The sequence below is a fragment of the Streptomyces triticisoli genome, assembly GCF_003270085.1.
GTDB lineage: Bacteria > Actinomycetota > Actinomycetes > Streptomycetales > Streptomycetaceae > Streptomyces > Streptomyces triticisoli.
In genome coordinates, this window is record NZ_QFDQ01000182.1 from 1 (window position 1) to 21,354 (window position 21,354).

The following is a 21,354-nucleotide window of genomic DNA, read 5'->3' on the forward strand; positions in this document are numbered from 1 at the left end:
GGCGTCGCGGCCCAGCCGGGGAGGGCGGCGCGGGCGGCGCGCACGGCCGCGTCCACGTCCTCGGCGGTGCCCGCCGGCACGGTGGCGACGACCTGCTCGTCGGCCGGGTTCACCACCTCGATGGCGTCCCGGCCCGCGGCGGGGCGCCAGGCGCCGTCGATGTACATGTCGTCGTGTGCCTTCATCGTGCTCCTCCGGGGCGGGGTGCGTCGTACGCGTCACAACCTACCGACAGCCCCATAAACTAGCGCCGATAGTTTTCGGTCGCCAGACGCCCCGCGGCCGGGGTGTTTCACTCCTCCAGGTCCGGCAGGCGGTCCGGGGCCGGGCAGATGCGCTCGCCGTGCTGGTCGAAGACGAACAGGCGGGCGAGGTCGACGAGGAGCGGCACCTGCATGCCGTGCTGGAGCCGGATGTCCGGAGTGGTGCGCACGACCAGGTCGCCGGGCAGGCGCGACTCCGGCGCGGCGACGGCTCCCGGTCCGGTGTCGGCGGGGTGTTCCAGCATCACCACCGGCCCCGCGCGCAGGGCGTCCGCCCGCTCCTTCAGCCGGGTCAGGACCGTGCCCTCGCGCCGGCGCCGCCGGACCGGCCGGCGGGCGGGACGCGGGGCCTCCAGGTCCGGCACGACGGCGGGGCGCGAGCCGGTGTTGAAGTGGACCAGGACCTCGTGCCCCTGGAACTCCATGTGCTCCACCAGCCCGGTGAGCACCACCTCGCCGGGCCGGGCCGCGGCGGGCTCGGCTATGCGTACGGCCTCCGAGCGCAGGCCCACGATCACCTCGCGACCCTGCTGCACCCGCAGCAACTGGTGGTCCAGGGAAAGGGGTTCGGGCAGGCGCAGGAACTGCTTGCCCAGGCTGATGGTCATGGCGCCGTCGAGCGGGGCGCGCACCAGGCCGCGCAGCAGGTTGATGCGCGGGGTGCCGATGAAGGCGGCGACGAAGACGTTGCGGGGCAGCGCGTACACCGCGCGCGGGGTGTCGACCTGCTGCAGGACCCCGCCGCGCAGGACGGCGACCCGGTCGCCCAGGGACATGGCCTCGGCCTGGTCATGGGTGACGTAGACCGTGGTGACGCCCAACTCCCGGGTGAGCTTGGATATTTCGGCGCGCAGGTGGTTGCGGAGCTTGGCGTCGAGGTTGGACAGCGGCTCGTCCATCAGGAAGGCGGAGGGGTGGCGGGCGATCGCACGGCCCATGGCGACGCGCTGGCGTTCGCCGCCGGAGAGCTGGCTGGGGAAGCGGTCGAGCAGGTCCTCGATGCCCAGCATCCGGGCGGTGGCGTCGACGCGGCGGCCGGGGTCCGCGCCGGGCGACTCGATGCGCAGCGGAAAGCCGATGTTGTCGCGACCGGTCATGTTCGGGTAGAGCGCGAAGTTCTGGAAGACCATCGCCATGTCCCGGCCGGAGGGCGGCAGGTCGTTGCCGTACTCGCCGTCGAGCAGCAACTGCCCCTCGGTGATCTCCTCCAGCCCGGCGATCATCCTGAGCACGGTGGACTTGCCGCAGCCGGAGGGCCCGAGCAGCACCAGGAACTCGCCGGGCGAGATGTCCAGCGAGAGGCGGTCCACCACGCGGACGCCCTTGAGGTAGGTCTTGCTCACGTCGTGCAGAGAGATGGCGCGTGTCATGAAACATGCCCCCGGGACTCACCAGAGCACTGAGGCTCCGCGGGTCGAACGCCCCGTGCGGGTCGTACGGGGCGTATGAGTCACGGAAGTTAACGGATTGTGTGCGCCCGGGGGAAGGGACCGGGCAGGATCGGGCGCCGGTGGTCCGCCGGGCGGGAAGGCGGACGATCGCGTTCAGGGGCGGGCGCCCGCCTCGTGCCGGTCACGCCGGGGGTCACTTCGTCGACGTCAGGTGGGCGAAGACGACGACATTGCTGGAGTAGCCGGTCCTGTGGGTGTAGAGGCCGCCGCAGGTGATCACCCGGAGTTCGGGGCGGCGGGCGGTGCCGTACACCTCCTTGTCGGGGAAGCGGTCCCTGTCGAAGACCCGTACCTTGTCCACGGTGTAGACGGCGGTACGTCCGTCCGCGCGCCGCACCTCGATGTGCCGGCCCGGCTCGACCTGGCCGAGTGCGGCGAAGACGGCGGCGCCCGCCCTGGTGTCGCGGTGCCCGACCGCGACGGCCGTGCCGGACTCCCCGGGTGCGGGTCCGTCCTCGTACCAGCCGACGAGCCCGGGTTTGTCGGCCGGTGGCGTCCCCAGTTGCCGGTCGGCGTCGAGGCCGACCCCGATGACGGGTGCGGTGATGCCGAGGGAGGGGATGCGCAGGGTGGTCGCGCGGGACCTGGGCAGCGGCGCGGGCGGGGACGAGGGCGGGGACGGGGACGAGGGCGGGAGTGAGGGCGGCGCGGTGGGGCGTGGGGAGGCGGATCGGCCGCTGTGCGGGCCGCTGCCTGCCGAAGAGCCACCGTCCGGTCCGCCGCCTCCCGGACCGCCGCCCCCCGGACCGCCGCCTCCCCGTGAGTCGTCGTCCGTCCCGTTGCCGTCCGCGTCGGGCGGGGCCGGGGAAGCCGGCGCCAGGGCGGCCGGTCCGGCGGCCCGGTCCGGCTCGGCGCGCTCGTGCGCTCCTCCGCACCGGGTCCCTGCCGTCACCAGGACGACCGCGAGCACGGCCGTCCTGGTGAGGCGGTAGGCGCGGCTCCGGTACCAGGGCCTGCGTCCGCGCCTACGCGACACTGTGGGGGCGTCGCCGGACCAGCCGGAAGTACGCCGCCCCGCCGACCACGGCCAGGCCCACGGCCGCGGCGCCGGCCAGCGGTGAGAAGGCGGCGACCCTCGAAGCCAGGCCTCCGGCGCCCGCCTGGACGGCGCCCTTCGGGCCCCCGCCGCTGTCGCGGCCCGCGGCGGCCCCGCCACGGTGATCCCCGTCGCCGCGGCCCGGGTCCTCGATCTGGTGACCGCCCGGACCCGGGGCTCCCTCGCGCCGGTCGTGGTCGTCACGGCAGTTGATGCGGAAGAGCTTCTCCTTGCGGATGACGTCGGAGGCGGTGGTCACGGACCAGAGGAGCTTGTACTGTCCGTCGGCCAGCACCAGCGGTTCGGTGCGGCCGACCCCGGCGCCGAGGGCGATGGTGCCGCCGGAGGTGAGGCTGTTGGGCAGCGGGGGCTGTGCCTGGATGGTGTAGGGGATGGCGCCGAGGCTGTCGAAGTTGACGGCCTCGAGGTAGAACCGGCACACCACGGGGTCGTCCTTCGGGACTCCGAAAGGCACGCCCACCCGGTGGATCCTGATGTCACCGCCTCCCCCCTGAGCCACGGCGACGGGCGCCGCCAGCCATGTGGCACCCACCGCGGTCAGGGCCGTCAGGGCGGCGGTGGCGCCGGTGCGGGAGCCGAAGGTGCGTGGGAGTGTCAGGGTGGGCATGCGCATTCCTCCGAGTCAGCCGATTTTCATACAAATCGCTTTTCTAACTGACTCTCTTTCACATCCGCCCGCCCGATGCCGTGACCCTCGCCCGACGCGCCGCCGGACATCGCCCGACCGGCCCAACAGCGGGACCGGGTCCGGTGTCCCTCAGTCCAGCACCCGCCCCAGATACGCCCGCAGCATCACCCGCGTCTCCTCGATGATCCGCTCGTCACCCCGCGGTTCGACGCGGAAGGCGAGATGGACGAGGGTGTCGGCGGTCTCGACGGCTACCAGGAAGGTGCGGCGCAGGTCGTCGTCGGGTGCGCGGTCCAGGTAGCCGGAGAGCAGGTCGGTGAGGCGGTCGGCGACGCGGCGGTTGGGCTCGGCGCAGCCGGCGCCGACGGGTATCTGGTTGCCGAAGTCGACCAGGGAGAAGCCGGGGGCGGTCCGCTTCATCTCCAGGTACTCCTCGAGCACGGCGTCCATGGCGACACGCCAGCCGCCGCCCCCGGCCTCCTTCAGACGCTCCGTGACGCGCTCCGTGAAGCGCTCGAGGTTGCGCTGGGCGAGCGCGTCGGCCATCGCGCGCTTGTTGCCGAAGAACCGGTAGACGGAACCGATGGGCACACCGGCCCGCAGAGCGACGGCACGCGTGGTCAGCGCGTCGTAGCCGACCTCGTCGAGGAGGTCGGCGCAGGCGTCGAGAATCCTGGTCAGCCGTTCGGCACTGCGCCGCTGCACGGGTGCACGGCGGAGCGGAGTCGCGTGAGGCACGGCTTCATCATGCCTGCCCCCGGCGATCGGGTGAAGCTCGCCTTCCAGTTGAGCGGACGGCGGGGCAGCACCCCACTCCACGCTCACCACCTGCCATACCGGGGTTCCGGCCCTCGGGTGCGGCAGGCGTCGAGGCCGGCTCGGGTGGCTCCGAGGGGGAGGCCGTGATGTCGGCCGTGCTCTGGACCGGTTCGCCGGCGGTCGCCCAGACCGTGTCGTCGTCGGCGTGGAGGCGGGCGGTGACGTGGTGGGTGCCGTGGGGGACCAGGTCGGCGGACAGGCGGTACGCGGGGGTGCGCAGGCGGGTCACCGGCCGGCCGTCCACCAGCAGGTGGGCGACGCCGCGGCCGGGTGCCGCCCGGGGCTCGGTGCCGGGCGGCGAGAAGCGGAAGCGGTGGACGGTCAGCCGTACGTCCCAGTTGCCGCCGGCCTCCGGCCGGACCTCGACGCCGACCCCGGGGGCGCTCCTCTCGTCCACCTCGCGGTAGCGCCGCCCCTCCTCGTCGGTGCGGTCGAGGAGCCTGCCCACGGACTCGGCCGGCTCCCGCGCCGCACCCCCGTGCCCACCCTCCGGTCCGCAGCCCGCCGGCCCGGCCGACAGCACGGCACAGACCGCGAGCACAGCGAGTGGTCCCCGCGTCCACGACAGCATGACGGGGAGCGTAGAGCAGCGGCACGACCCGCCGGATCCCCCTGAAGTCTGGTTCCGCCCCTCCCCCGTGGGTATCCGCCCCTCCCCCGGGAGTAGGGGGCTTGCGCCCGGGAAACCGCAATCCTACGGTGTCCCATAGGAATCAGGTTGCAAGGGAGCGATCATGAGCGGGGACGACGCACGCAAGGCCGCCGAGGGGCTGGCCCACCTCTCCGGTTTCGGCAACGAGCACAGCTCGGAGGCGGTTCCGGGGGCGCTGCCCGAGGGCCGCAACTCCCCGCAGCGTGCCCCCCTCGGACTGTACGCCGAGCAGCTCAGCGGTACGGCGTTCACCGAGCCCCGCGCCCACAACCGCCGCTCGTGGCTGTACCGCATCCGCCCCTCGGCCGCCCACCCGGCGTTCACCCGCACCGACAACGGCGCACTCCGCACGGCGCCGTTCACCGAGACCGCGCCCGACCCGAACCGGCTGCGCTGGAACCCGCTGCCCGACCCCTCCCCCGGCACGGACTTCCTGGCCGGCCTGTGGACCCTCGGCGGCAACGGCGACGCCACCCAGCGCACCGGCATGGCCGTGCACCTGTACCACGCCGACTCCTCGATGGAGCGCGTCTTCAGCGACGCGGACGGCGAGCTGCTGATCGTGCCGGAGCGCGGCGGGCTGCTGCTGCGCACGGAGTTCGGGCTGCTGCACGCCGAGCCGGGGCATGTGGCGCTCATCCCGCGCGGGGTGCGCTTCCGCGTCGAGCTGCTGGACGCCACCGCCCGGGGCTACGTCTGCGAGAACTACGGCGCCCCCTTCCGCCTCCCCGACCTCGGCCCCATCGGCGCCAACGGCCTCGCCAACGCACGGGACTTCATGGCACCCGTCGCCGCGTACGAGGACGTGGAGGGCCCGGTGGAGGTGGTGAACAAGTTCTGCGGCAACCTGTGGACCGCCACCTACGACCACTCCCCGCTCGACGTCGTCGCCTGGCACGGCAACCATGTGCCGTACGTCTACGACCTGCGCCGTTTCAACGTCATCGGCACGATCTCGTACGACCACCCGGACCCGTCGATCTTCACGGTGCTGACCTCGCCCTCCGACACCCCGGGCCTGGCCGGCATCGACTTCGTCGTGTTCGCGCCGCGCTGGCTGGTGGGCGAGGACACCTTCCGGCCGCCGTACTTCCACCGGAACGTGATGAGCGAGTACATGGGCCTGATCGAGGGCGCCTACGACGCGAAGACGGCCGGAGAGGGCGGTTTCGTGCCCGGCGGCGGCTCGCTGCACAACATGATGTCGGCGCACGGCCCGGACCGGGAGACCTTCGACCGGGCGAGCTCGGCGGAGCTGAAGCCACAGAAGGTCGACGACGGGCTGGCGTTCATGTTCGAGACCCGCTGGCCGGTGACGCTCACGCCGCACGCGGCGCGCGCCGAGCACCTGCAACAGCGCTACGACGACGTGTGGCAGGGCCTGGAGCGGCACTTCCGCCCCTTGCCCTGACCGATTCCCCACCGGTACGGATGGCCCGTGACCTCCTTCGCCCCGGATTCGATCGTCCTGAACCGCAAGCTGCCGCTGTGGTACCAGGTGTCCCAGTCGCTGCGCGCCTCGATCCTCGGCCGCTCGCCCCGGGACCCGCTGCGCCTGCCCACCGAGGAACAGCTCGCCGGGCACTACGGCGTGAGTGTGCTGACCATGCGGCAGGCGCTGAAGGAGCTGGAGGACGAGGGGCTGATCACCCGGCACCGGCGGCGCGGCACGTTCATCGAGCCGGACGCTCGACGGGGCGCCCCGGTCCGGCTGCTCGGCTCGGTGGACGCGATCGTGGCCCAGCAGTCCGGCATGACCACCGAGCTGCTGGACCACGGCACGGCGCCCGTACCCGCCGAACTCGCCGAGTTCTTCCCGGACGCGGGCGAGGTGGCGACGTACCACCGGCTGCGCAGCGACGAGAAGACCGGTGAGCCGACCAACCACGCCCGCAACTACGTCCGTCCGGAGCTGGCCCGGCGCATAGCCGTGGACGACCTGCTGCGGTGGCCGATGACCAAGGTGCTGCGGGACGTGGCCGGCGCGGACATCAGCCGGATCACGGACACGGTGGAGGCACGGCTGGCCGACCCGGAGACGGCACGGCTGCTCGACGTCCCGCTGCTCAGCCCGATCCTGCACTACACGGGGATCACCTACGACGCGGCGGGGCGGCCGCTGGACGTGGCGGTCATCCACTACCGCGGGGACCGCTTCTCCTTCACGGTCTCCCTGGACGCCACCTGAACCGGCCGCCCGGAACAGGTCGTACAGGTCGTACGATGCCGGGCGTGACGCACGACGACGCTGTGCCGCTGGCCGACCTCATGCCGTGGTCCGTCGCACCGCCACGGCTCGGGCGGGGGTGGCCGACGGCGCCCGACGCGGGCTGTCTGAAGGCCCGCTGGGACACCCTGCTGAAGTCCGGAGGGTCCGTCCGTGAGGCCCTGTTCGAGCCGACGCGCTCGCGGACGCCGTACACGGCGGTCGGTCAGCTGCCGGGCCGGACCGGCGGCACCGAGAGGCTGATCCGCGCCTCGGGGCCCTGCCCGGAGCCGGTGCGCGTGCTGGCGGCCCCCTTCGACGAGCAGTGGCTGATCCCCGACCACCGCCTGATCGACGCGGCCCGCCCCGAGCTGTGGCGGGTGGCGGACGCCCGGCAGATCTTCGTGGCCGAGACGGCCGCCGGACCCGGCGCCACGGAACCGCTCCTGCTGGCGACCTCCCTGCTGCCGCTGCTCCGTCCGGGCCGTGTCCGCCCCCTGTACCGCCGCCCGGGGGCGCGGGAGCCGAACCTGGCGCCCGGCCTGCTCGACCACCTGGCCACCCGTCTCGGGCACTCCCCCACCCCGGTGGACGTCCTCGCCTGGACGCTCGCGACCGCGCGCCCCGGCCCGGCCGTCCCGCTCACGGGGGACGCCGGACTCTGGGCGGCCGGAGTCGAGTTGGGCCGCCGGATGCTGCGGCTGATGCGCCGCGACGGCGAACGCCCCAAGCTCCCCGGCGGTCGCCGCCCCTACGTCCGCGCCCCGCTGCCCCCACGCCCGCTGACCCTGCGCTACGACCGGGACGAGGAGACCCTGCACCTCGACGAGGGCCGCATCTCCCCCGTCCCGCCGGAGGCCTGGGACTTCGAGGCGGGCTCGGTGCGCGTCCTGGAGCAGTGGTTCGCGGCGCGGACCGCGCGGGGCGAACCGGGCACGCTGGCGGCGATCCACCCGGCGGCCTGGCCGCAGGCGTGGACGTCCGAGCTCCTGGAGCTGATCACGGTCCTCACGCTCCTGGCGGAACTACGCTCCCGCCAGGCCGAGTTGCGGATCACCGCCCCGATCACCGCCGCCGGGCTGCGAGAGGCGGGCGTCCTGCCGGTACCGCGGGCGGTCCGCCGCCCGGCATCCGTGCTGGACCATCAGGAGGAGGGCCCGGAAGGCCAGTTCGCGCTGCTCTAGGAGCGATCCATGGTCCGATCCATGGTCCAGGAGGGCTGCGCGCGGCTCGGGTCGAAGGCGCCGGGTCCTCCCCCGGCGCCGGGTCGTACATCGCGCCCGGCCGACGCTCCCCGGGTCTTCCACGAAGGCCGCCGCCATCCGCGGGTGGGCACCGGTCACGAGCCGGCCGCCCACCCCATCGTCGGCTCCCTTGCCCGGTGCGCGGCCCGGATCGCGCTCTGCGCGTCCCTCGCCCTCCGGCCCGGCACCCCGCGCAGTCGGGCTCGGCGACCGCCGGACAACGACGCCCCGCCGGGTCGGACGCCTTCCTCAAGGTCCGGATCGGACGCCTTCCTCAAGGTACTGTCACGGCCGACCCCGCCCCGCTGCTGACAAAACCGCCGCTCCCGGGTCATGATCCGGCCCATGGACCAGTTTCCCCTTCCCCTGGAGGGCATCACCGTCGTCGCCGTCGAGCAGGCCGTCTCGGCGCCCTTCGCCACGCGGCAGCTGGCCGATCTCGGGGCCAGGGTCGTGAAGGTCGAGCGGATCGACGGGGGCGACTTCGCGCGGGGGTACGACAGCGCGGCCGGGGGGCTCGCCTCGCACTTCGTGTGGTGCAACCGGGGGAAGGAGTCGATCGCGCTGGACCTGAAGGACCCGCGGGGGCTGGACGTCGTACGGCGGCTGGTCGCCGGGGCGGACGTGTTCGTGCAGAACCTCGCGCAGGGCGCGGCGGCCCGGCTCGGGCTGGACGCGGCCACGCTGTGCGCCGCGCATCCGCGGCTGATCGCGGTGGACATCTCGGGGTACGGGTCCGGCGGTCCGTACGCGTACAAGCGGGCGTACGACATGCTCGTGCAGTGCGAGGCGGGGCTGGTGTCGGTGACGGGGACGCCGGAGCAGCCGGTGAAGGCGGGGATCCCGGCGGCGGACATCGCGGCGGCCATGTACGCCTTCTCGGGTGTGCTGGCCGCGCTGGTGCGGCGCGGCACGACCGGGCGTGGCGGGCCGGTGGAGGTGTCGATGCTGGAGTCGCTCGCGGAGTGGATGGGGCATCCGCTGCACCACGCGATGCACGGCGGCACCGCCCCGGCGCGCACCGGTCTCGCGCACGCCGTCATCGCCCCCTACGACGCCTATCCGACCGCGGACGGCGGGCGCGTGCTGCTGTCGGTGCAGAACGACCGGGAGTGGCGGCGGCTGGCCGAACAGGTGCTGGAGCAGCCGGAGTGGGGGACGGACCCGGCGTTCGCGACGAACGCGGCACGGGTCGCGAACCGGGAGCGGACCGACGCGCTGGTCGCCAAGGCGCTGGGCGCGCTCGGCGCCGACGAGGCGCTGGCCCGGCTGGAGGGCGCGGGCATCGCCTGCGCGCGTCTGCGGGACCTGCACGAGGTGGCGGAGCATCCGCAGCTGGCGGCCCGGGAGCGGTGGCGGGAGGTGGGGACGCCGGTCGGGCCGCTCAGGGCGCTGCTGCCGCCGATCACCCTGCCGGGCGGGGCGGGGCCTCGCATGGGGGACGTACCCGCGCTCGGTCAGCACACCGAGGCGCTGCTGCGTGCCGTGGGGATGACGGACGGCGAGATCGCAGCGCTGCGCCGGGACGGCGTGGTGGCCTGAACGCGGGTCCTGGTGAACGGGTCGGAGGAACGCCGGGCGCGCTCAGTGGCCGCCGAACAGCGAGCGGCGCAGCCGGCGCAGTGGCGCGAACAGCGACACCCGGCGGACCCGTGCGCCCCTGCCCGTGCGGTCGTGGGCGCCACGCGCGGTCAGCTCGCGCATCAGCGACGTCGCCTCCGCCGTCTCGTGCTGCGGCACGGCGGGGCCGGCCAGCACCGAGAGATGGCGGTCGAGGCGTGAACTGGTCGCACTGCTCCCGCAGGTGATCGCAGGGACCCTGGCCCTGCTGCGCACTGTTATCTGTTCCATGTCACTCCCCACCCGTACGAGTCCACCCGGCCCGGGCAGAGTAACCCTATCGCCCCCTTGGGGCACTCGTGTATCGCGGCCACAGGATTCACCTACCCCGTAAGGGGGTTGGCGATTACTCTCCGAATCCGACCGTTTTCAAGGCGAGTTGGACAATCGGCCGGCTGGTGGGCAGTTCTGATCCCCCGTCGGGTTCGACCGTCACGGCCAGTGACGTGGCCGACCTGGCGAGACCCGAGGCGGTCAGGGGCGTGTCATCTGCGAGGAGTCCGAGGGAGCGTGGTGGTGCGCCGGGGCGCATGAGCCAGAGCTGGTGCACCCGGCCACGGGGCGGAGCCGCGTATCCGCTCAGGGTGACCACGGCCCGCCCCTCGGAGGCGGAAGCGATCACTCCGATACCACGGCCCCGCGCGTCCCGGCCGGTGGTGGCCCGTGCGTCGGGCGCGGCGAGAACGTGGGCGATCTCACGTGCCCGGTCCCTCTGGGCGTCCAGTTCCTCCTGGGTCCGGTTCGCCTGGACCGCGAACAGCGCGGCGACGACGAGGGCCGCGGCGGCGGTCGCGGTGGCGAACGGGACGAACAGGGGGCGCGGCCGGGGCGCACGGATGCGCGCGGGCGGCGGCTGGGCGCCCCAGACGTGCGGCGGCAGCTGAGGCGTGTGCTCGCGCGCCGGTGCGGGGTCCTGGGGGGTGCTGCGTACGGCGGTCAGGACCCGGTCGCGCAGCGCGGCGGGCGGCGGAACGGCCGCGGACCAGGCCAGCCGGACCGCGTCCTCGGACAGGGCGCGCACCTCGGCGTCGCACAGGCCGCACTTCCTCACGTGCTTCTCGAAGCGGACCCGTTCGGCGGGCTCCAGGGCGTGGAGGGCGTAGGGCGCGGCCAGCGAGTGCAGGTCCTCGCGGCGCAGCAGGCGGTCGAGCAGGCTCACGCGGCTCCCCCCAGGCACTCGCGCAGCCGGGTGAGCCCGTCGCGCATCCGCGTCTTGACCGTGCCCAGCGGCAGGGACAGCCGCTCGGCCACTTCACGGTACGTGTAGCCGTCGTAGTAGGCGAGGGTGACGGACTGGCGCTGCAGCGCGGTCAGGCGGTTCAGACAGCGCCGTACCCACTCGCGTTCCAGGCCGGCCTCGACCTCCTCGGTGACGTGGTCGAAGGCGGGCGAGGCGGCGCGCAGCGCCTCGCGCTGCTCGCGTTCGCCGGCGGCGCGGGCGCTGCGCACCCGGTCGACGGCGCGGCGATGGGCGAGGGTGAGCACCCAGGACAGGGCGCTGCCCCGCGCGGGGTCGAACCTCGCGGCGGAGCGCCACAGTTCGAGCAGCACCTCCTGGGTCACCTCCTCGGACTGGGCGGGGTCGCGCACCACGCGCCGCACCAGCCCGTAGACGGGCCCGGACACCAGCCCGTACAGCTCCTCGAATGCCTTCTGGTCGCCCCCCGCCACGAGCAGCAGAAGCTCGTCCGCCTCCACTCGCCGCCCCCTCTCCGCAGCCGCCGTGGGCCCGTCCTGTCGCACGCGGCGCGCGCAGCGGGCGCGCACCCTTCCGGTGAGGTACGGATCAGCGGGCCGAAAACGCGGGTCGAGCAGGGAGAAAAGAATTTTCCCGGCCGACCAATCCGGCCCGGCCCGGTCTCCGAATCCCCGGGCAACAGACCAAGTTGGCACTGAGGACGGATCGGCATGACATCTTTCTCCAGTCTCTCCAAGGGCGATGGGGGCACGCCCGGGCGCTCCGCTCCGCGGGAGGGCCACCGGGGCCTGGCCTCCCTCATCTGCGGCGCGCTGGCCGCCGGGGGGCTCGTGGCCGCCGGCGTGGCCACGCTGGAACCGGGGGAGGCCGCCGCCTCCAGCCACCGGGAGGCCCCGCTCGTCTCGGGGGCCCCGCAGTACGACAACACGGACCTGTACGCGTTCGTCAGCCCGGACAAGCACGACACGACGACGATCGTGGCGAACTGGATCCCGTTCCAGGAGCCGGCCGGCGGCCCGAACTTCTACACGTTCGCGGACGACGCGCAGTACGACCTGCACATCGACAACAACGGTGACGCGCAGGGCGACCTGGTCTTCCGGTACACCTTCAGGACGCACATCAAGAACAAGGACACGTTCCTCTACAACACGGGTCCGGTGCACAGCCTGAAGGACCCGACGCTGAACGTGACCCAGACCTACGGCCTCGATCTGATCAAGCTGCGCCACGGGAAGCCAGTGGCCAGGACCCGGATCGCGGACGGGGTGCCGGTGGCGCCGTCGAACGTCGGCAAGGCGTCGATGCCGGACTACGGCAAGCTGCGGGCCGAGGCCGTCCACAAAACGGCGGGCGGTGCGGCGACCTTCGCCGGGCAGGCCGACGACCCGTTCTTCGCGGACCTGCGCGTCTTCGACCTGCTGTACGGCGGGAACCTCTCCGAGGTCGGCAACGACACGCTCAAGGGCTACAACGTCAACACGATCGCGCTGCAGGTGCCGAACGACCTGATCCGGGAGTCGGAGGCGCAGCCCGTGGTGGGCATCTGGTCGACCACTCAGCGCAAGAACGCGCACGGCGGTTTCACCCAGGTCTCCCGCCTGGGCAACCCGCTCGTCAACGAGGTCGTCAACCCGCAGAAGGACAAGGACAGGTTCAACGCGTCCTCGCCGCAGGACGACGCGCAGTTCCTGAAGAACGTCACCCACCCCGAACTGCCCAAGCTCATCGAGCAGATCTACAAGATTCCCGCCCCCGCCGAGCCGCGCGACGACCTCGTCGACGTGTTCCTCAAGGGCGTGAAGGGCCTCAACCAGCAGCCGCATGTGCGCCCGTCGGAGCAGCTGCGCCTGAACACCTCGATCAAGCCGAGCGCGCACCCCAAGCGGCTGGGCGTCCTCGACGGCGACAACGCGGGCTTCCCGAACGGTCGCCGGCTCGGCGACGACGTGATCGACGCGGCGCTGCAGGTGGTGGAGGGCGAACTGGTCGGCGCGAAGAACGACCTGGGTGACGCGGTCGACGCGAACGACAAGAAGTTCGAGAAGTCCTTCCCGTACGTGGCGAAGCCGACGGCCGGTTCGCGCGGGCGGCTCGCCAAGGGCACGCAGGACGGCGTGGACGTGCGCAGCCGGCTGGGCGACGCGCTGCGGCCGGCGGGGTCCTCCGGCTCCGGCGACACGATGCTGATCGCCGGCTCGGCGGCCGCGGGCGCGGCCGGAGTCCTGCTGATCGGCACGGCCCTGGGCTGGTGGCGCCGCCGCATGCGGCGCCCGTACTGACCCCCGTCCCCACCGACTGGCGCGGCCCGCGTACTCCCATCCCCCCACGGCGCGGGCCGCGCCACCCCACGCGACCTCGGCCGTACCGGCGGTACGGCCCGAACCACCCCGGCGACCGAGGAGAGGGCATGGCCCGGCGCATCAATCCCACCCCACCGGACTGCGAACAACACGACACCGGACCGACGGCGTCCATGGAACACGACCCTCCCGGGGAGCATCGGACCGACAGCCGGCCCGATGGCATCGTCCCCTCCGGCGACGAGCGCGTCGCTGCCGTGCGGCGAGTGGCTGCCGCCGGGCGGCGCCGGCGGCGGCTGCACCTCGCGGGAGCCGCCGTGCTGCTGGCCGTGGCGCTCACCGGTGGGGCCGTGGCCGTGGGGGCGGCGCGGGACGGGGGTGGTGTCAAGGCCGGGGCCGTGGCACCGGAGTTGCTCGGCGCGGGGGGTGTCGAGTCCTTGCAGGGGCATCTTCGGGCGCAGCCCAGGGACCACGCCGGGTGGGCCTCCCTCGGGCTCGCCCACGTCGAGGAGGCGCGGACCAAGGGGGATCCGTCGCGGTACCCGCAGGCCGAGGAGGCTCTGGCGCGGTCGCTGAAGCTGGCGCCCGGGAACGACCAGGCCCTCGCCGGGCGTGCCGCGCTCGCCGCTGCCCGGCACGACTTCGCCGACGCGCTGACCTACGCGGACCGGGCCCTGGAGCAGAACCCCTACAGCGAACGCGCCCTGTCCTCCCGTATCGACGCTCTCGTCGAACTCGGCCGGTACGAGGAGGCTTCCAAGGCCGCCGACACCGCCGACTCCCGGCGCCCCGGCGTCCCCGTCTTCACGCGCTACGCCTACGTCCACGAGCTGCGCGGCGACGTCACCACCGCCCGCCGCGTCCTCGGGCAGGCGCTCTCCGCCGCCACCTCCCGCGACGACATCGCCTACGTCGCCACCCAGCTGGGCCAACTCGCCTGGAACCAGGGCGACCACCAGTCCGCGCTCCACCACTACGCCCGCGCTCTGGCCGCCGACGACACCTGCCTGCCCGCCCTGGAGGGCCGCGCCCGCGCCCGGGCTGCGAGCGGTGACCGCGCCGGCGCCGTCAAGGACATGGAGGCCGTGGTCTCCCGCCACCCGCTGCCCGGCCCGCTCGTCGCGCTGGGCGAGCTGTACGAGGCGCGCGGCGCCGCCGGTGACGAGGCGAGGGCGCGGAACCAGTACGCCCTCGTCGACGCGTGGCTCGCCCTCGCCCGCGTGAGCGGCGTCAACGCCGACCTCGACACCGCGCTCGCCGCCGCCGACCACGGCGACAAGGGGGCCGCCCTGCGTGCCGCCCGCGCCGAGTGGGCCCGCCGCCACACCGTGCACACCGCGGACGCCCTCGCCTGGGCTCTGCACGTCAACGGCAAGGACGCCGAAGCCCTCCCCTACGCACGGCGGGCCACGGCCACCGGCTACCGCAACGCCGCGTTCCTCTACCACCGCGGCATCATCGAGCGCGCCACCGGCCACACCGACGAGGCCCGCACCCACCTGTCCGCCGCCCTGAGGCTGAACCCCGGCTTCTCCCCGTTGGGCGCCCGCGAGGCACGTACCGCACTGAAGGCCCTGGAGGCAGCACGGTGAAGCACCTTCGTCCGTTCCGCGCCGCCGCGGCCGTCCTCACCGCCGCCTGCGCGCTCGTCCTCCTGCCGGCCGCGACCGCGGGCGCCCATCCCCTCGGCAACTTCACCGTCAACCACTACGACGGCCTCGTCGCCTCCCCCGGCACGCTCCGTGTCGCCCACGTCGAGGACCTCGCCGAGATCCCGGCGACCCAGGCCGGACCGGACATCGAGCGGACCGGCATGACCGCGTGGGCCCGGCAGCGGTGTGCGAAGGCCGCGCGGGACAGCGGGCTCACCGTCGACGGACGCGACGTCGCGCTCACCGCCGTCGGCAGCCACGCGCGCGTGCGTCCCGGTCAGGCCGGCCTGGACACCCTCCGGGTGGAGTGCGAGCTGACCGCGCCGCTGCCCGAGGACGCCACCGCCGTCGCCTTCCACAGCGCGGGCGCCTCGGGCGGGCCCGGCTGGCGGGAGATCACCGCGCGCGGCGACCGTATGACGCTCACCGCGTCGAACGTGCCGAAGACCTCCGTCTCCCGCGAACTGACCAGCTATCCCGAGGAGTTGCTGTCCTCCCCGGCCGACACCTCCGCCGCGTCCCTGCGCGTGCGGCCCGGCGGCCCCACCCTCGTCGACGACGAGCGTGACGCGCCCGCCGCCTCCGTACTGCCCCGCGGCGCCGACCGCTGGACCCGGGCCCTGGACAACCTGGTCGCCCGACACCACCTCACCGTCGGCTTCGCCGCCCTCGCCCTGGTCATCGCGGTCGGCCTCGGCGCCCTGCACGCCCTCGCCCCGGGCCACGGCAAGACCATCATGGCGGCGATGGCGGCGGCGCGCGGCGGCCGGGCCCGCCTGAGGGACGTCCTGCCGTTGGCCGCCTCGGTGACCGTCACCCACACCCTCGGTGTGATCGCCCTCGGCCTGCTGGTCGCCGCGGGCTCGGCGGCGGCGCCCTCGGTGATCGCCTGGCTGGGCATCGCGAGCGGCGTCCTCGTCACCCTGGCGGGCGCCGGCCTCGTACGCCGCGCCTGGCGCAACCGCGGTCACACGCACGGACACGGACACAGTCACGGCCACACGCACGGACACGGACACAGTCACGGCCACACGCACGGACACGGACACAGTCACGGCCACACGCACGGACACGGGCACAGTCACGGCCACTCCGTGGAACACACCCACGGCGGCCACACCCACACCCACCCCACCGCCCCCACCCTCCGCGGCACCCTTCTCCTGGGCTTCGCCGGCGGGCTGGTGCCCAGTCCCTCCGCCGTGGTCGTCCTGGTGGGCGCGGCGGCGCTGGGCCAGGCCTGGTTCGGGCTGCTGCTCGTCGTGGCGTACGGCGTCGGGCTCGCCCTGACCCTCACCGCGGCCGGCTTCGCCGTCGTCAGGCTGGGCAGCGGCATGAACCGTCTGCTGGACCGGCGCCCCCGCTGGACCGCGGGCCCGATGGCCGCTCTGGTGCGCAGGACAGTGCCGCTCGGTTCGGCGTTCGCCGTCGTGGTCCTGGGTGCCGGGCTGATGCTCAAGGGGGCGGCATCCGCGCTGGGCTGAGTCGCCTGCGGAAGGAGAACACGCACATGGGTGACGGAGACCCCGACGGGCGGGGTCTCCGCTCCGGGTGCGGCTTCCGCCTCTGCGGGAGAGGTCAGGCCGCGCCGGTGAAGACCGGCAGGTAGCCGCCGGACTGGCCGGCCGCCGTCGGGTGGTAGGAGTTGCCGATGTTGAGCCAGTCGACGCTGTGCAGCCAGGAGCTGCCGGAGCAGATCTCGTGGCCGCCGAAGGTGGAGCGGACGTCGCCGAAGGTGAAGCCGCGGTTGGCGGCGGCCTTCGCCAGGGCGGCGTTGAGGTGGTCGGACGCGCCGTTGATGGCGGAGCGCTTGGTCTCGGACAGGCCCAGGCAGACCTGGCCGAGCTTGTAGAAGCGGGGGTAGCCGAGCACGACCACGCGTGCGTTGGGCGCCTTGGAGCGGATCACCGAGTAGAGGTTGTCGAGTTTGCCGGGCAGGGTCGAGTCGACGTACGCCTTCGCGGTGTTGATGCGGGAGAGGCAGGTGCTGTCGGACTGGAGCACACAGGTCGTCATGACGTCGGAGAATCCGGCGTCGTTGCCGCCGACGGTGATCGAGACGAGTGCGGTGGCGGAGTTGAGCGGGCCGAGCTGGTTCGCCAGTACGTCGTCCGTCCGGGCGCCCGAGCAGGCGGTGAAGGCGAACGACGAGGGTGCGTGCGCGGCGTTCCACAGGTACGGGTACGCCTTCGTGCTGCGGTTGCAGCTGCCGCTGGAGCTGTCGTAGCTGCCGGCTCCGACCCCGGAGGAGTAGGAGTCGCCGAGGGCCACATAGCCGCCGGCGGCGGCCTGCTGGGATGCGTGCGCCGTCGCCGCCCCGGTCAGGGCAAGTCCGACGGCCAGGAGGAAGGAACCGATACAGGCGGCAAATCTGGAACGTCTCATGGAGCCTCCCTTAGCAGGATCTCTGCCATAACTTTGGTAGCAGCTACGCGCGTTGACAGGAAGTGTCCATGCCAAGAATTTTTAGCGCTCAACGAAATCCGTTGCGAAGGACGGCCATTGCCGCGCCTCACCGGCCAACTGGGCGAAGAGAAGCCGAAGGAAGGGTGCGGGGAGGGTGAAGAGGGCCGGGGGGAGGTTTAAGCACCCATAAGAACCCGTGTGGGTGGCTTCCGTGTCTTGACGACTCCCTTGCGGCTGCGCGACATTGAAGCCTGGCATCCGGCGCTTCGGGGGGCAAAGCCGCCAATGCAGACCATACGTATCAGGACAGCTTCACCACAGGGCGCCGAGCGGGCGCGGCCAGGGCCGGGGAGGGACCTGTCGCCGCTGCTCGCGGGCGCCGCGACGGCCGTTGGGGGAACCGGCGCGCTGCTCGCGTTCACCGGATCGGACTCCGCCCTGCGCGGTCCGCTGACGCTGTTCCTCCTGCTCGCGGCGCCCGCCGCCGCCATCGCGGCCGCACTGCGCGGGCTGGATCCCTTCGGCCGGGTGCTCGTCTCGGTGGCGGGCGCGGTCAGCTCCCTCGTTCTCCTGCTGGTTCTGGTACGGCGCCGGCGCGGCCGTACGGCGAGTGGACAGGGCTCCTGACGTGGACATCAGCGTGTACCGCCCCGGCGAGTTGAGCGCCGCCGACCGGACGGCGTGGACGGCGATGCAGTCCAAGGCCCATCTGCACGGCTCGGAGGAGCTGGCGAACCCTTTTCTCTCACCCGAGTTCGCCCTCGCGGTGGGCAGGTGCAGACGCGGGGTGCGGATCGCGGTGGTCCGTGAGGACGGCGAGCCCGCCGCGTTCTTCCCGTTCCAGAGAACCGCCACCGGCGTCGGCCGGGCCGTCGGACTCGGCGTCTCCGACTGCCAGGGCCTGGTCCACCGGCCCGGCTTCACCTGGGACGCCCGTGAGCTGCTGCGGGCCTGCGGGCTCGCCGTCTGGGAGTACGACCACCTGGTGGCGGGCCAGGAGCCGTTCGAGGCCGGCGCCTCCGGCATCTTCCCGTCCCCGGTCATGGACGTGGACCGGGGCTACGACACCTACTTGCGCGAACTACGCGCCCGCTCGCCGAAGTTCACCCGCACCACGCTCGCCAAGGAGCGCAGGCTGGGACGCGACGCGGGCCCCGTGCACTACGTCCACGACGAACGCGACCCGGTCGCGCTGCGCACGCTGATGGGCTGGAAGTCCGCCCAGTACCGGCGCACCGGCCGCAGCGACCGCTTCGCGCACGCGTGGATCACTGCCCTGGTCACCCGGCTGTTCCACACCCGCTCCGACCCGTTCGCGGGGATCCTGTCGGTGCTGTACGCGGACGGCCGTCCGGTCGCCGCCCACTTCGGGCTGCGCACCGAACGGGTGCTGGCCTGCTGGTTCCCGGCGTACGACCCGGCGTACGCGAAGTTCTCCCCGGGGCTGATCCTGCATCTGCGCATGGCCGAGGCGGCCGCCACCGACGGCATCGCCCACCTCGACCTCGGCCGGGGACAGAAGGACTACAAGGACTCCCTGAAGACACGTGAACTCAACGTGTCGGAAGGGTGGGTGACAAGGCGTCACCCCGTGGCGGTCGGGCACCGGGCGCGCCGCGTCCCGGTCCGGGCGCTGCGGAACATGGTGCAGTCGCGGCCGGAACTGTTCGAACCCGCGGACAGAATCCTCAAGCGGATGGGAAAAGTCCGGTCGAGGCGATGAACACCACGATGAACAGCGCGCACAGAGTCGCACAACGGAAAAACCAGCAAAAACGTGAGGCTTGATTCCAGGTCTTGCCATACTGGTTCAATCGTCAATACTGTCGTACATCTCATCCGCACCGGTGCGTCAGCAAGCGGCTCCAGGGGGGTCAGGGCCGGGACGTTCCGGCGCGGGGCGCGGTAGGGGGGTGCCGTGCCCGGTGACCGCAGGTGTGACCGGGCCGTGCCGCGCAACCGGCTGCCGTCGATCCGGCACGCCGGCCAGCTTTGCCAGCTCACCCGGCGTGCGCGAAAGAGCCGTTCCGGCGCGCCCCGGGTGACCAACCCCCCTTTCGAACCGGACAGACAGCCGGGCCGCCCGAGGGGCGGGCGGTCCGCCGGACGAGAGGGACACGACTCATGAGCTCCATTCTGCGCCCGCCTTCTTCGGCACAGAAACCGACACCGTCTTCTTCACAGGAACCGGCGACAACCGCCGAATTCCGGCCGATCTCCTCCCACTTGGCGATCACTCCGCCGGTGAGCGTGGTGATTCCCGCCATGAACGAGGCGGAGAACCTGCCCTACGTCTTCAAGACACTTCCCGAGTGGATTCACGAAGTGGTTCTCGTGGACGGCAATTCCACCGACGAAACCGTCGAAGTGGCCCGCGAGCTGTGGCCCGGGGTGCAGGTCGTCGCACAGCGCGGCAGGGGCAAGGGGGATGCCCTGATCAGCGGCTTCGAGGCGTGCACCGGCGACATCATCGTGATGGTCGACGCGGACGGCTCGGCCGACGGCGGCGAGATCGTCTCCTATGTCTCCGCGCTGGTCTCGGGCGCGGACTTCGCCAAGGGCTCCCGGTTCGCCAACGGCGGCGGCACCGACGACATGACCTTCATCCGCAAGCTCGGCAACCGGGCCCTGTGCGCCGTGGTCAACCGCAAGTTCGGCGCCCGCTACACCGACCTGTGCTACGGCTACAACGCCTTCTGGCGGCACTGCCTGGACAAGATCGAGCTGGACTGCACCGGCTTCGAGGTCGAGACGCTGATGAACATCAGAGTGGTCAAGGCCGGGCTGAAGGTGCAGGAGATCCCCAGTCACGAGTACCTGCGCATCCACGGCGCCAGCAATCTGCGCGCCGTGCGGGACGGGCTGCGGGTGCTGAAGGTCATCCTCCAGGAGCGCTCCAACCGGCGTGAGCTGCGCCGCCAGGAGCGCCACTCCCCCCTGCTCGGCTCCGTACGGGGAGAGGTGTCTTGAGCGATCCCGGCATCTCCGTCGTGATCTGCGTCTACACCGAGGACCGCTGGGAGGACATCCTCGCGGCGGTCTCCTCGGTGCGGGCGCAGTCCCGGCCGGCCCTGGAGACGCTCCTGGTCGTGGACCACAACCAGGCGCTCCTGGACCGGCTGGCCAAGGAGTACGAGGAGGCCGACGACGTGCGGGTGCTCGCCAACGCGGGCCCCCGCGGCCTGTCCGCCGGCCGCAACACCGGTATCGCCGCCTCCCGCGGCGGGATCATCGCCTTCCTCGACGACGACGCGGTGGCCGAGCGGGACTGGCTGCGGCACTTCGCCGAGGGGTACGCCGACCCGCGGGTGATGGCGGTCGGCGGCCGTACGGTGCCCGTCTGGGCGTCGGGCCGCCGGCCGGCCTGGTTCCCGGAGGAGTTCGACTGGGTGGTGGGCTGCACGTACAAGGGGCTGCCACCGGGCCGGGTCCGGGTGCGCAACGTGCTCGGCGGCAACGCCTCCTTCCGGCGTACGGCGTTCGACGCGGCGGGCGGCTTCGCCACCGGCATCGGACGCGACGGCGACAAGCGCCCGCTGGGCTGCGAGGAGACGGAGCTGTGCATCCGGCTCAGCCGGGCCCGGCCGGAGGCGGTCCTCCTGATCGACGACCGCGCGGTCATCCACCACCGGGTGCCGGCGCCGCGCGAGCACTTCCGCTACTTCCGCGCCCGCGCCTACGCCGAGGGCCTGTCCAAGGCGCTGGTGGCCCGCAGCGTCGGCGCGGACAAGGGCCTGGAGTCCGAGCGCCGTTACACCACCCGGGTGCTGCCCGCCGGGGTGGCCCGCGGGGTGCGCGACGCGCTGCTGGCCCGGCCGGGCGGCGCGGGCCGGGCCGGTGCGATCGTCGCCGGGG

The 21,354-nt window shown here is 73.0% G+C and carries 21 protein-coding genes; 11 read left to right on the forward strand and 10 right to left on the reverse strand.

Annotated elements, in window-relative coordinates; genetic code table 11:
• The 6 genes from DEP02_RS24240 to DEP02_RS24265 all read right to left on the reverse strand — a co-directional run.
• On the reverse strand, positions 1–185 hold a 185-nt coding region (locus tag DEP02_RS24240), incomplete at its 3' end, for an aldehyde dehydrogenase family protein (protein WP_117434533.1).
• Positions 186–292: 107 nt separating this feature from the next.
• Positions 293–1,633 carry an ABC transporter ATP-binding protein gene (locus DEP02_RS24245; protein WP_112469808.1) on the reverse strand — a complete coding sequence of 447 codons (1,341 nt, stop codon included), beginning with the start codon at positions 1,631–1,633 and terminating at the stop codon, positions 293–295.
• A 214-nt stretch (positions 1,634–1,847) separates the two neighbouring features.
• Positions 1,848–2,690: a class F sortase gene (locus DEP02_RS24250; protein ID WP_112469809.1), complete on the reverse strand. Its 843-nt coding sequence runs from the start codon at positions 2,688–2,690 to the stop codon at positions 1,848–1,850.
• On the reverse strand, positions 2,680–3,378 hold the full coding sequence (locus DEP02_RS24255) for a hypothetical protein (RefSeq protein ID WP_112469810.1): 699 nt from the start codon (positions 3,376–3,378) through the stop codon (positions 2,680–2,682). Before DEP02_RS24255 ends, DEP02_RS24250 begins: the two co-directional genes overlap by 11 nt.
• Before the next feature lie 150 nt (positions 3,379–3,528).
• Positions 3,529–4,137 carry a TetR/AcrR family transcriptional regulator gene (locus DEP02_RS24260; RefSeq protein ID WP_112469811.1) on the reverse strand — a complete coding sequence of 203 codons (609 nt, stop codon included), beginning with the start codon at positions 4,135–4,137 and terminating at the stop codon, positions 3,529–3,531.
• Between the two features lie 7 nt (positions 4,138–4,144).
• Positions 4,145–4,786 carry a nuclear transport factor 2 family protein gene (locus tag DEP02_RS24265; RefSeq protein WP_232839263.1) on the reverse strand — a complete coding sequence of 214 codons (642 nt, stop codon included), beginning with the start codon at positions 4,784–4,786 and terminating at the stop codon, positions 4,145–4,147.
• 166 nt (positions 4,787–4,952) lie between these two features.
• Here DEP02_RS24265 and hmgA point away from each other — a divergent pair, with 166 nt between their 5' ends.
• The 4 genes from hmgA to DEP02_RS24290 all read left to right on the forward strand — a co-directional run bounded on the left by hmgA (position 4,953) and on the right by DEP02_RS24290 (position 9,862).
• Positions 4,953–6,281 carry a homogentisate 1,2-dioxygenase gene (gene hmgA / locus DEP02_RS24270; protein ID WP_112469812.1) on the forward strand — a complete coding sequence of 443 codons (1,329 nt, stop codon included), beginning with the start codon at positions 4,953–4,955 and terminating at the stop codon, positions 6,279–6,281.
• A 27-nt stretch (positions 6,282–6,308) separates the two neighbouring features.
• Complete coding sequence (locus DEP02_RS24275) at positions 6,309–7,058, forward strand: GntR family transcriptional regulator (RefSeq protein WP_112469813.1); 750 nt, start codon at positions 6,309–6,311, stop codon at positions 7,056–7,058.
• A 35-nt stretch (positions 7,059–7,093) separates the two neighbouring features.
• Entirely contained in the window at positions 7,094–8,260 is a 1,167-nt protein-coding gene (locus DEP02_RS24280; RefSeq protein WP_112469814.1) for a type ISP restriction/modification enzyme, read from the forward strand.
• 405 nt (positions 8,261–8,665) lie between these two features.
• Positions 8,666–9,862, forward strand: coding sequence for a CaiB/BaiF CoA transferase family protein (locus tag DEP02_RS24290; RefSeq protein ID WP_112469816.1), 1,197 nt, complete (start codon positions 8,666–8,668; stop codon positions 9,860–9,862).
• Between the two features lie 42 nt (positions 9,863–9,904).
• On the opposite strand, the gene DEP02_RS24295 is transcribed toward DEP02_RS24290, so the two are convergent.
• From DEP02_RS24295 to DEP02_RS24305, 3 genes are all read right to left on the reverse strand, one after another.
• Positions 9,905–10,171, reverse strand: coding sequence for a hypothetical protein (locus DEP02_RS24295; protein ID WP_112469817.1), 267 nt, complete (start codon positions 10,169–10,171; stop codon positions 9,905–9,907).
• A gap of 115 nt (positions 10,172–10,286) precedes the next feature.
• A complete protein-coding gene (locus DEP02_RS24300) occupies positions 10,287–11,099 on the reverse strand; it encodes an anti-sigma factor (RefSeq protein ID WP_112469818.1) in 813 nt (270 codons plus the stop codon).
• Positions 11,096–11,683, reverse strand: coding sequence for a sigma-70 family RNA polymerase sigma factor (locus tag DEP02_RS24305; RefSeq protein ID WP_269809376.1), 588 nt, complete (start codon positions 11,681–11,683; stop codon positions 11,096–11,098). Before DEP02_RS24305 ends, DEP02_RS24300 begins: the two co-directional genes overlap by 4 nt.
• A gap of 165 nt (positions 11,684–11,848) precedes the next feature.
• Here DEP02_RS24305 and DEP02_RS24310 point away from each other — a divergent pair, with 165 nt between their 5' ends.
• The 3 genes from DEP02_RS24310 to DEP02_RS24320 all read left to right on the forward strand — a co-directional run bounded on the left by DEP02_RS24310 (position 11,849) and on the right by DEP02_RS24320 (position 16,577).
• On the forward strand, positions 11,849–13,420 hold the full coding sequence (locus DEP02_RS24310; RefSeq protein ID WP_112469820.1) for a DUF4331 domain-containing protein: 1,572 nt from the start codon (positions 11,849–11,851) through the stop codon (positions 13,418–13,420).
• Positions 13,421–13,548: 128 nt separating this feature from the next.
• A complete protein-coding gene (locus DEP02_RS24315) occupies positions 13,549–15,033 on the forward strand; it encodes a tetratricopeptide repeat protein (protein ID WP_157977530.1) in 1,485 nt (494 codons plus the stop codon).
• Positions 15,030–16,577 (forward strand): HoxN/HupN/NixA family nickel/cobalt transporter, encoded by a 1,548-nt coding sequence (locus DEP02_RS24320; protein ID WP_112469821.1) that lies wholly within the window; start codon positions 15,030–15,032, stop codon positions 16,575–16,577. The genes DEP02_RS24315 and DEP02_RS24320 overlap by 4 nt, the downstream gene beginning before the upstream one ends.
• Before the next feature lie 94 nt (positions 16,578–16,671).
• Here the strand turns inward: DEP02_RS24320 and DEP02_RS24325 are convergent, their stop codons facing one another.
• Positions 16,672–17,478: an SGNH/GDSL hydrolase family protein gene (locus DEP02_RS24325; RefSeq protein ID WP_112469822.1), complete on the reverse strand. Its 807-nt coding sequence runs from the start codon at positions 17,476–17,478 to the stop codon at positions 16,672–16,674.
• A 306-nt stretch (positions 17,479–17,784) separates the two neighbouring features.
• Here DEP02_RS24325 and DEP02_RS34135 point away from each other — a divergent pair, with 306 nt between their 5' ends.
• The 4 genes from DEP02_RS34135 to DEP02_RS24345 all read left to right on the forward strand — a co-directional run.
• Positions 17,785–18,126 carry a hypothetical protein gene (locus DEP02_RS34135; protein ID WP_232839262.1) on the forward strand — a complete coding sequence of 114 codons (342 nt, stop codon included), beginning with the start codon at positions 17,785–17,787 and terminating at the stop codon, positions 18,124–18,126.
• Position 18,127: 1 nt separating this feature from the next.
• A complete protein-coding gene (locus DEP02_RS24335) occupies positions 18,128–19,222 on the forward strand; it encodes a GNAT family N-acetyltransferase (RefSeq protein WP_112469823.1) in 1,095 nt (364 codons plus the stop codon).
• A gap of 401 nt (positions 19,223–19,623) precedes the next feature.
• A complete protein-coding gene (locus DEP02_RS24340) occupies positions 19,624–20,469 on the forward strand; it encodes a glycosyltransferase family 2 protein (RefSeq protein WP_112469824.1) in 846 nt (281 codons plus the stop codon).
• On the forward strand, positions 20,466–21,354 hold an 889-nt coding region (locus DEP02_RS24345; RefSeq protein ID WP_112469825.1), incomplete at its 3' end, for a glycosyltransferase family 2 protein. The genes DEP02_RS24340 and DEP02_RS24345, both read left to right, overlap by 4 nt.

What these genes read in the sequence shown, in the direction of transcription:
- DEP02_RS24245 (WP_112469808.1), bottom strand. Translation starts at nt 1,633, where the DNA reads ATGACACGCGCCATCTCTCTGCACGACGTGAGCAAGACCTACCTCAAG.
- DEP02_RS24255 (WP_112469810.1), bottom strand. Translation starts at nt 3,378, where the DNA reads ATGCCCACCCTGACACTCCCACGCACCTTCGGCTCCCGCACCGGCGCC.
- hmgA (WP_112469812.1), top strand. Translation starts at nt 4,953, where the DNA reads ATGAGCGGGGACGACGCACGCAAGGCCGCCGAGGGGCTGGCCCACCTC.
- DEP02_RS24280 (WP_112469814.1), top strand. Translation starts at nt 7,094, where the DNA reads ATGCCGGGCGTGACGCACGACGACGCTGTGCCGCTGGCCGACCTCATG.
- DEP02_RS24290 (WP_112469816.1), top strand. Translation starts at nt 8,666, where the DNA reads ATGGACCAGTTTCCCCTTCCCCTGGAGGGCATCACCGTCGTCGCCGTC.
- DEP02_RS24295 (WP_112469817.1), bottom strand. Translation starts at nt 10,171, where the DNA reads ATGGAACAGATAACAGTGCGCAGCAGGGCCAGGGTCCCTGCGATCACC.
- DEP02_RS24310 (WP_112469820.1), top strand. Translation starts at nt 11,849, where the DNA reads ATGACATCTTTCTCCAGTCTCTCCAAGGGCGATGGGGGCACGCCCGGG.
- DEP02_RS24315 (WP_157977530.1), top strand. Translation starts at nt 13,549, where the DNA reads ATGGCCCGGCGCATCAATCCCACCCCACCGGACTGCGAACAACACGAC.
- DEP02_RS24325 (WP_112469822.1), bottom strand. Translation starts at nt 17,478, where the DNA reads ATGAGACGTTCCAGATTTGCCGCCTGTATCGGTTCCTTCCTCCTGGCC.
- DEP02_RS34135 (WP_232839262.1), top strand. Translation starts at nt 17,785, where the DNA reads ATGCAGACCATACGTATCAGGACAGCTTCACCACAGGGCGCCGAGCGG.
- DEP02_RS24340 (WP_112469824.1), top strand. Translation starts at nt 19,624, where the DNA reads ATGAGCTCCATTCTGCGCCCGCCTTCTTCGGCACAGAAACCGACACCG.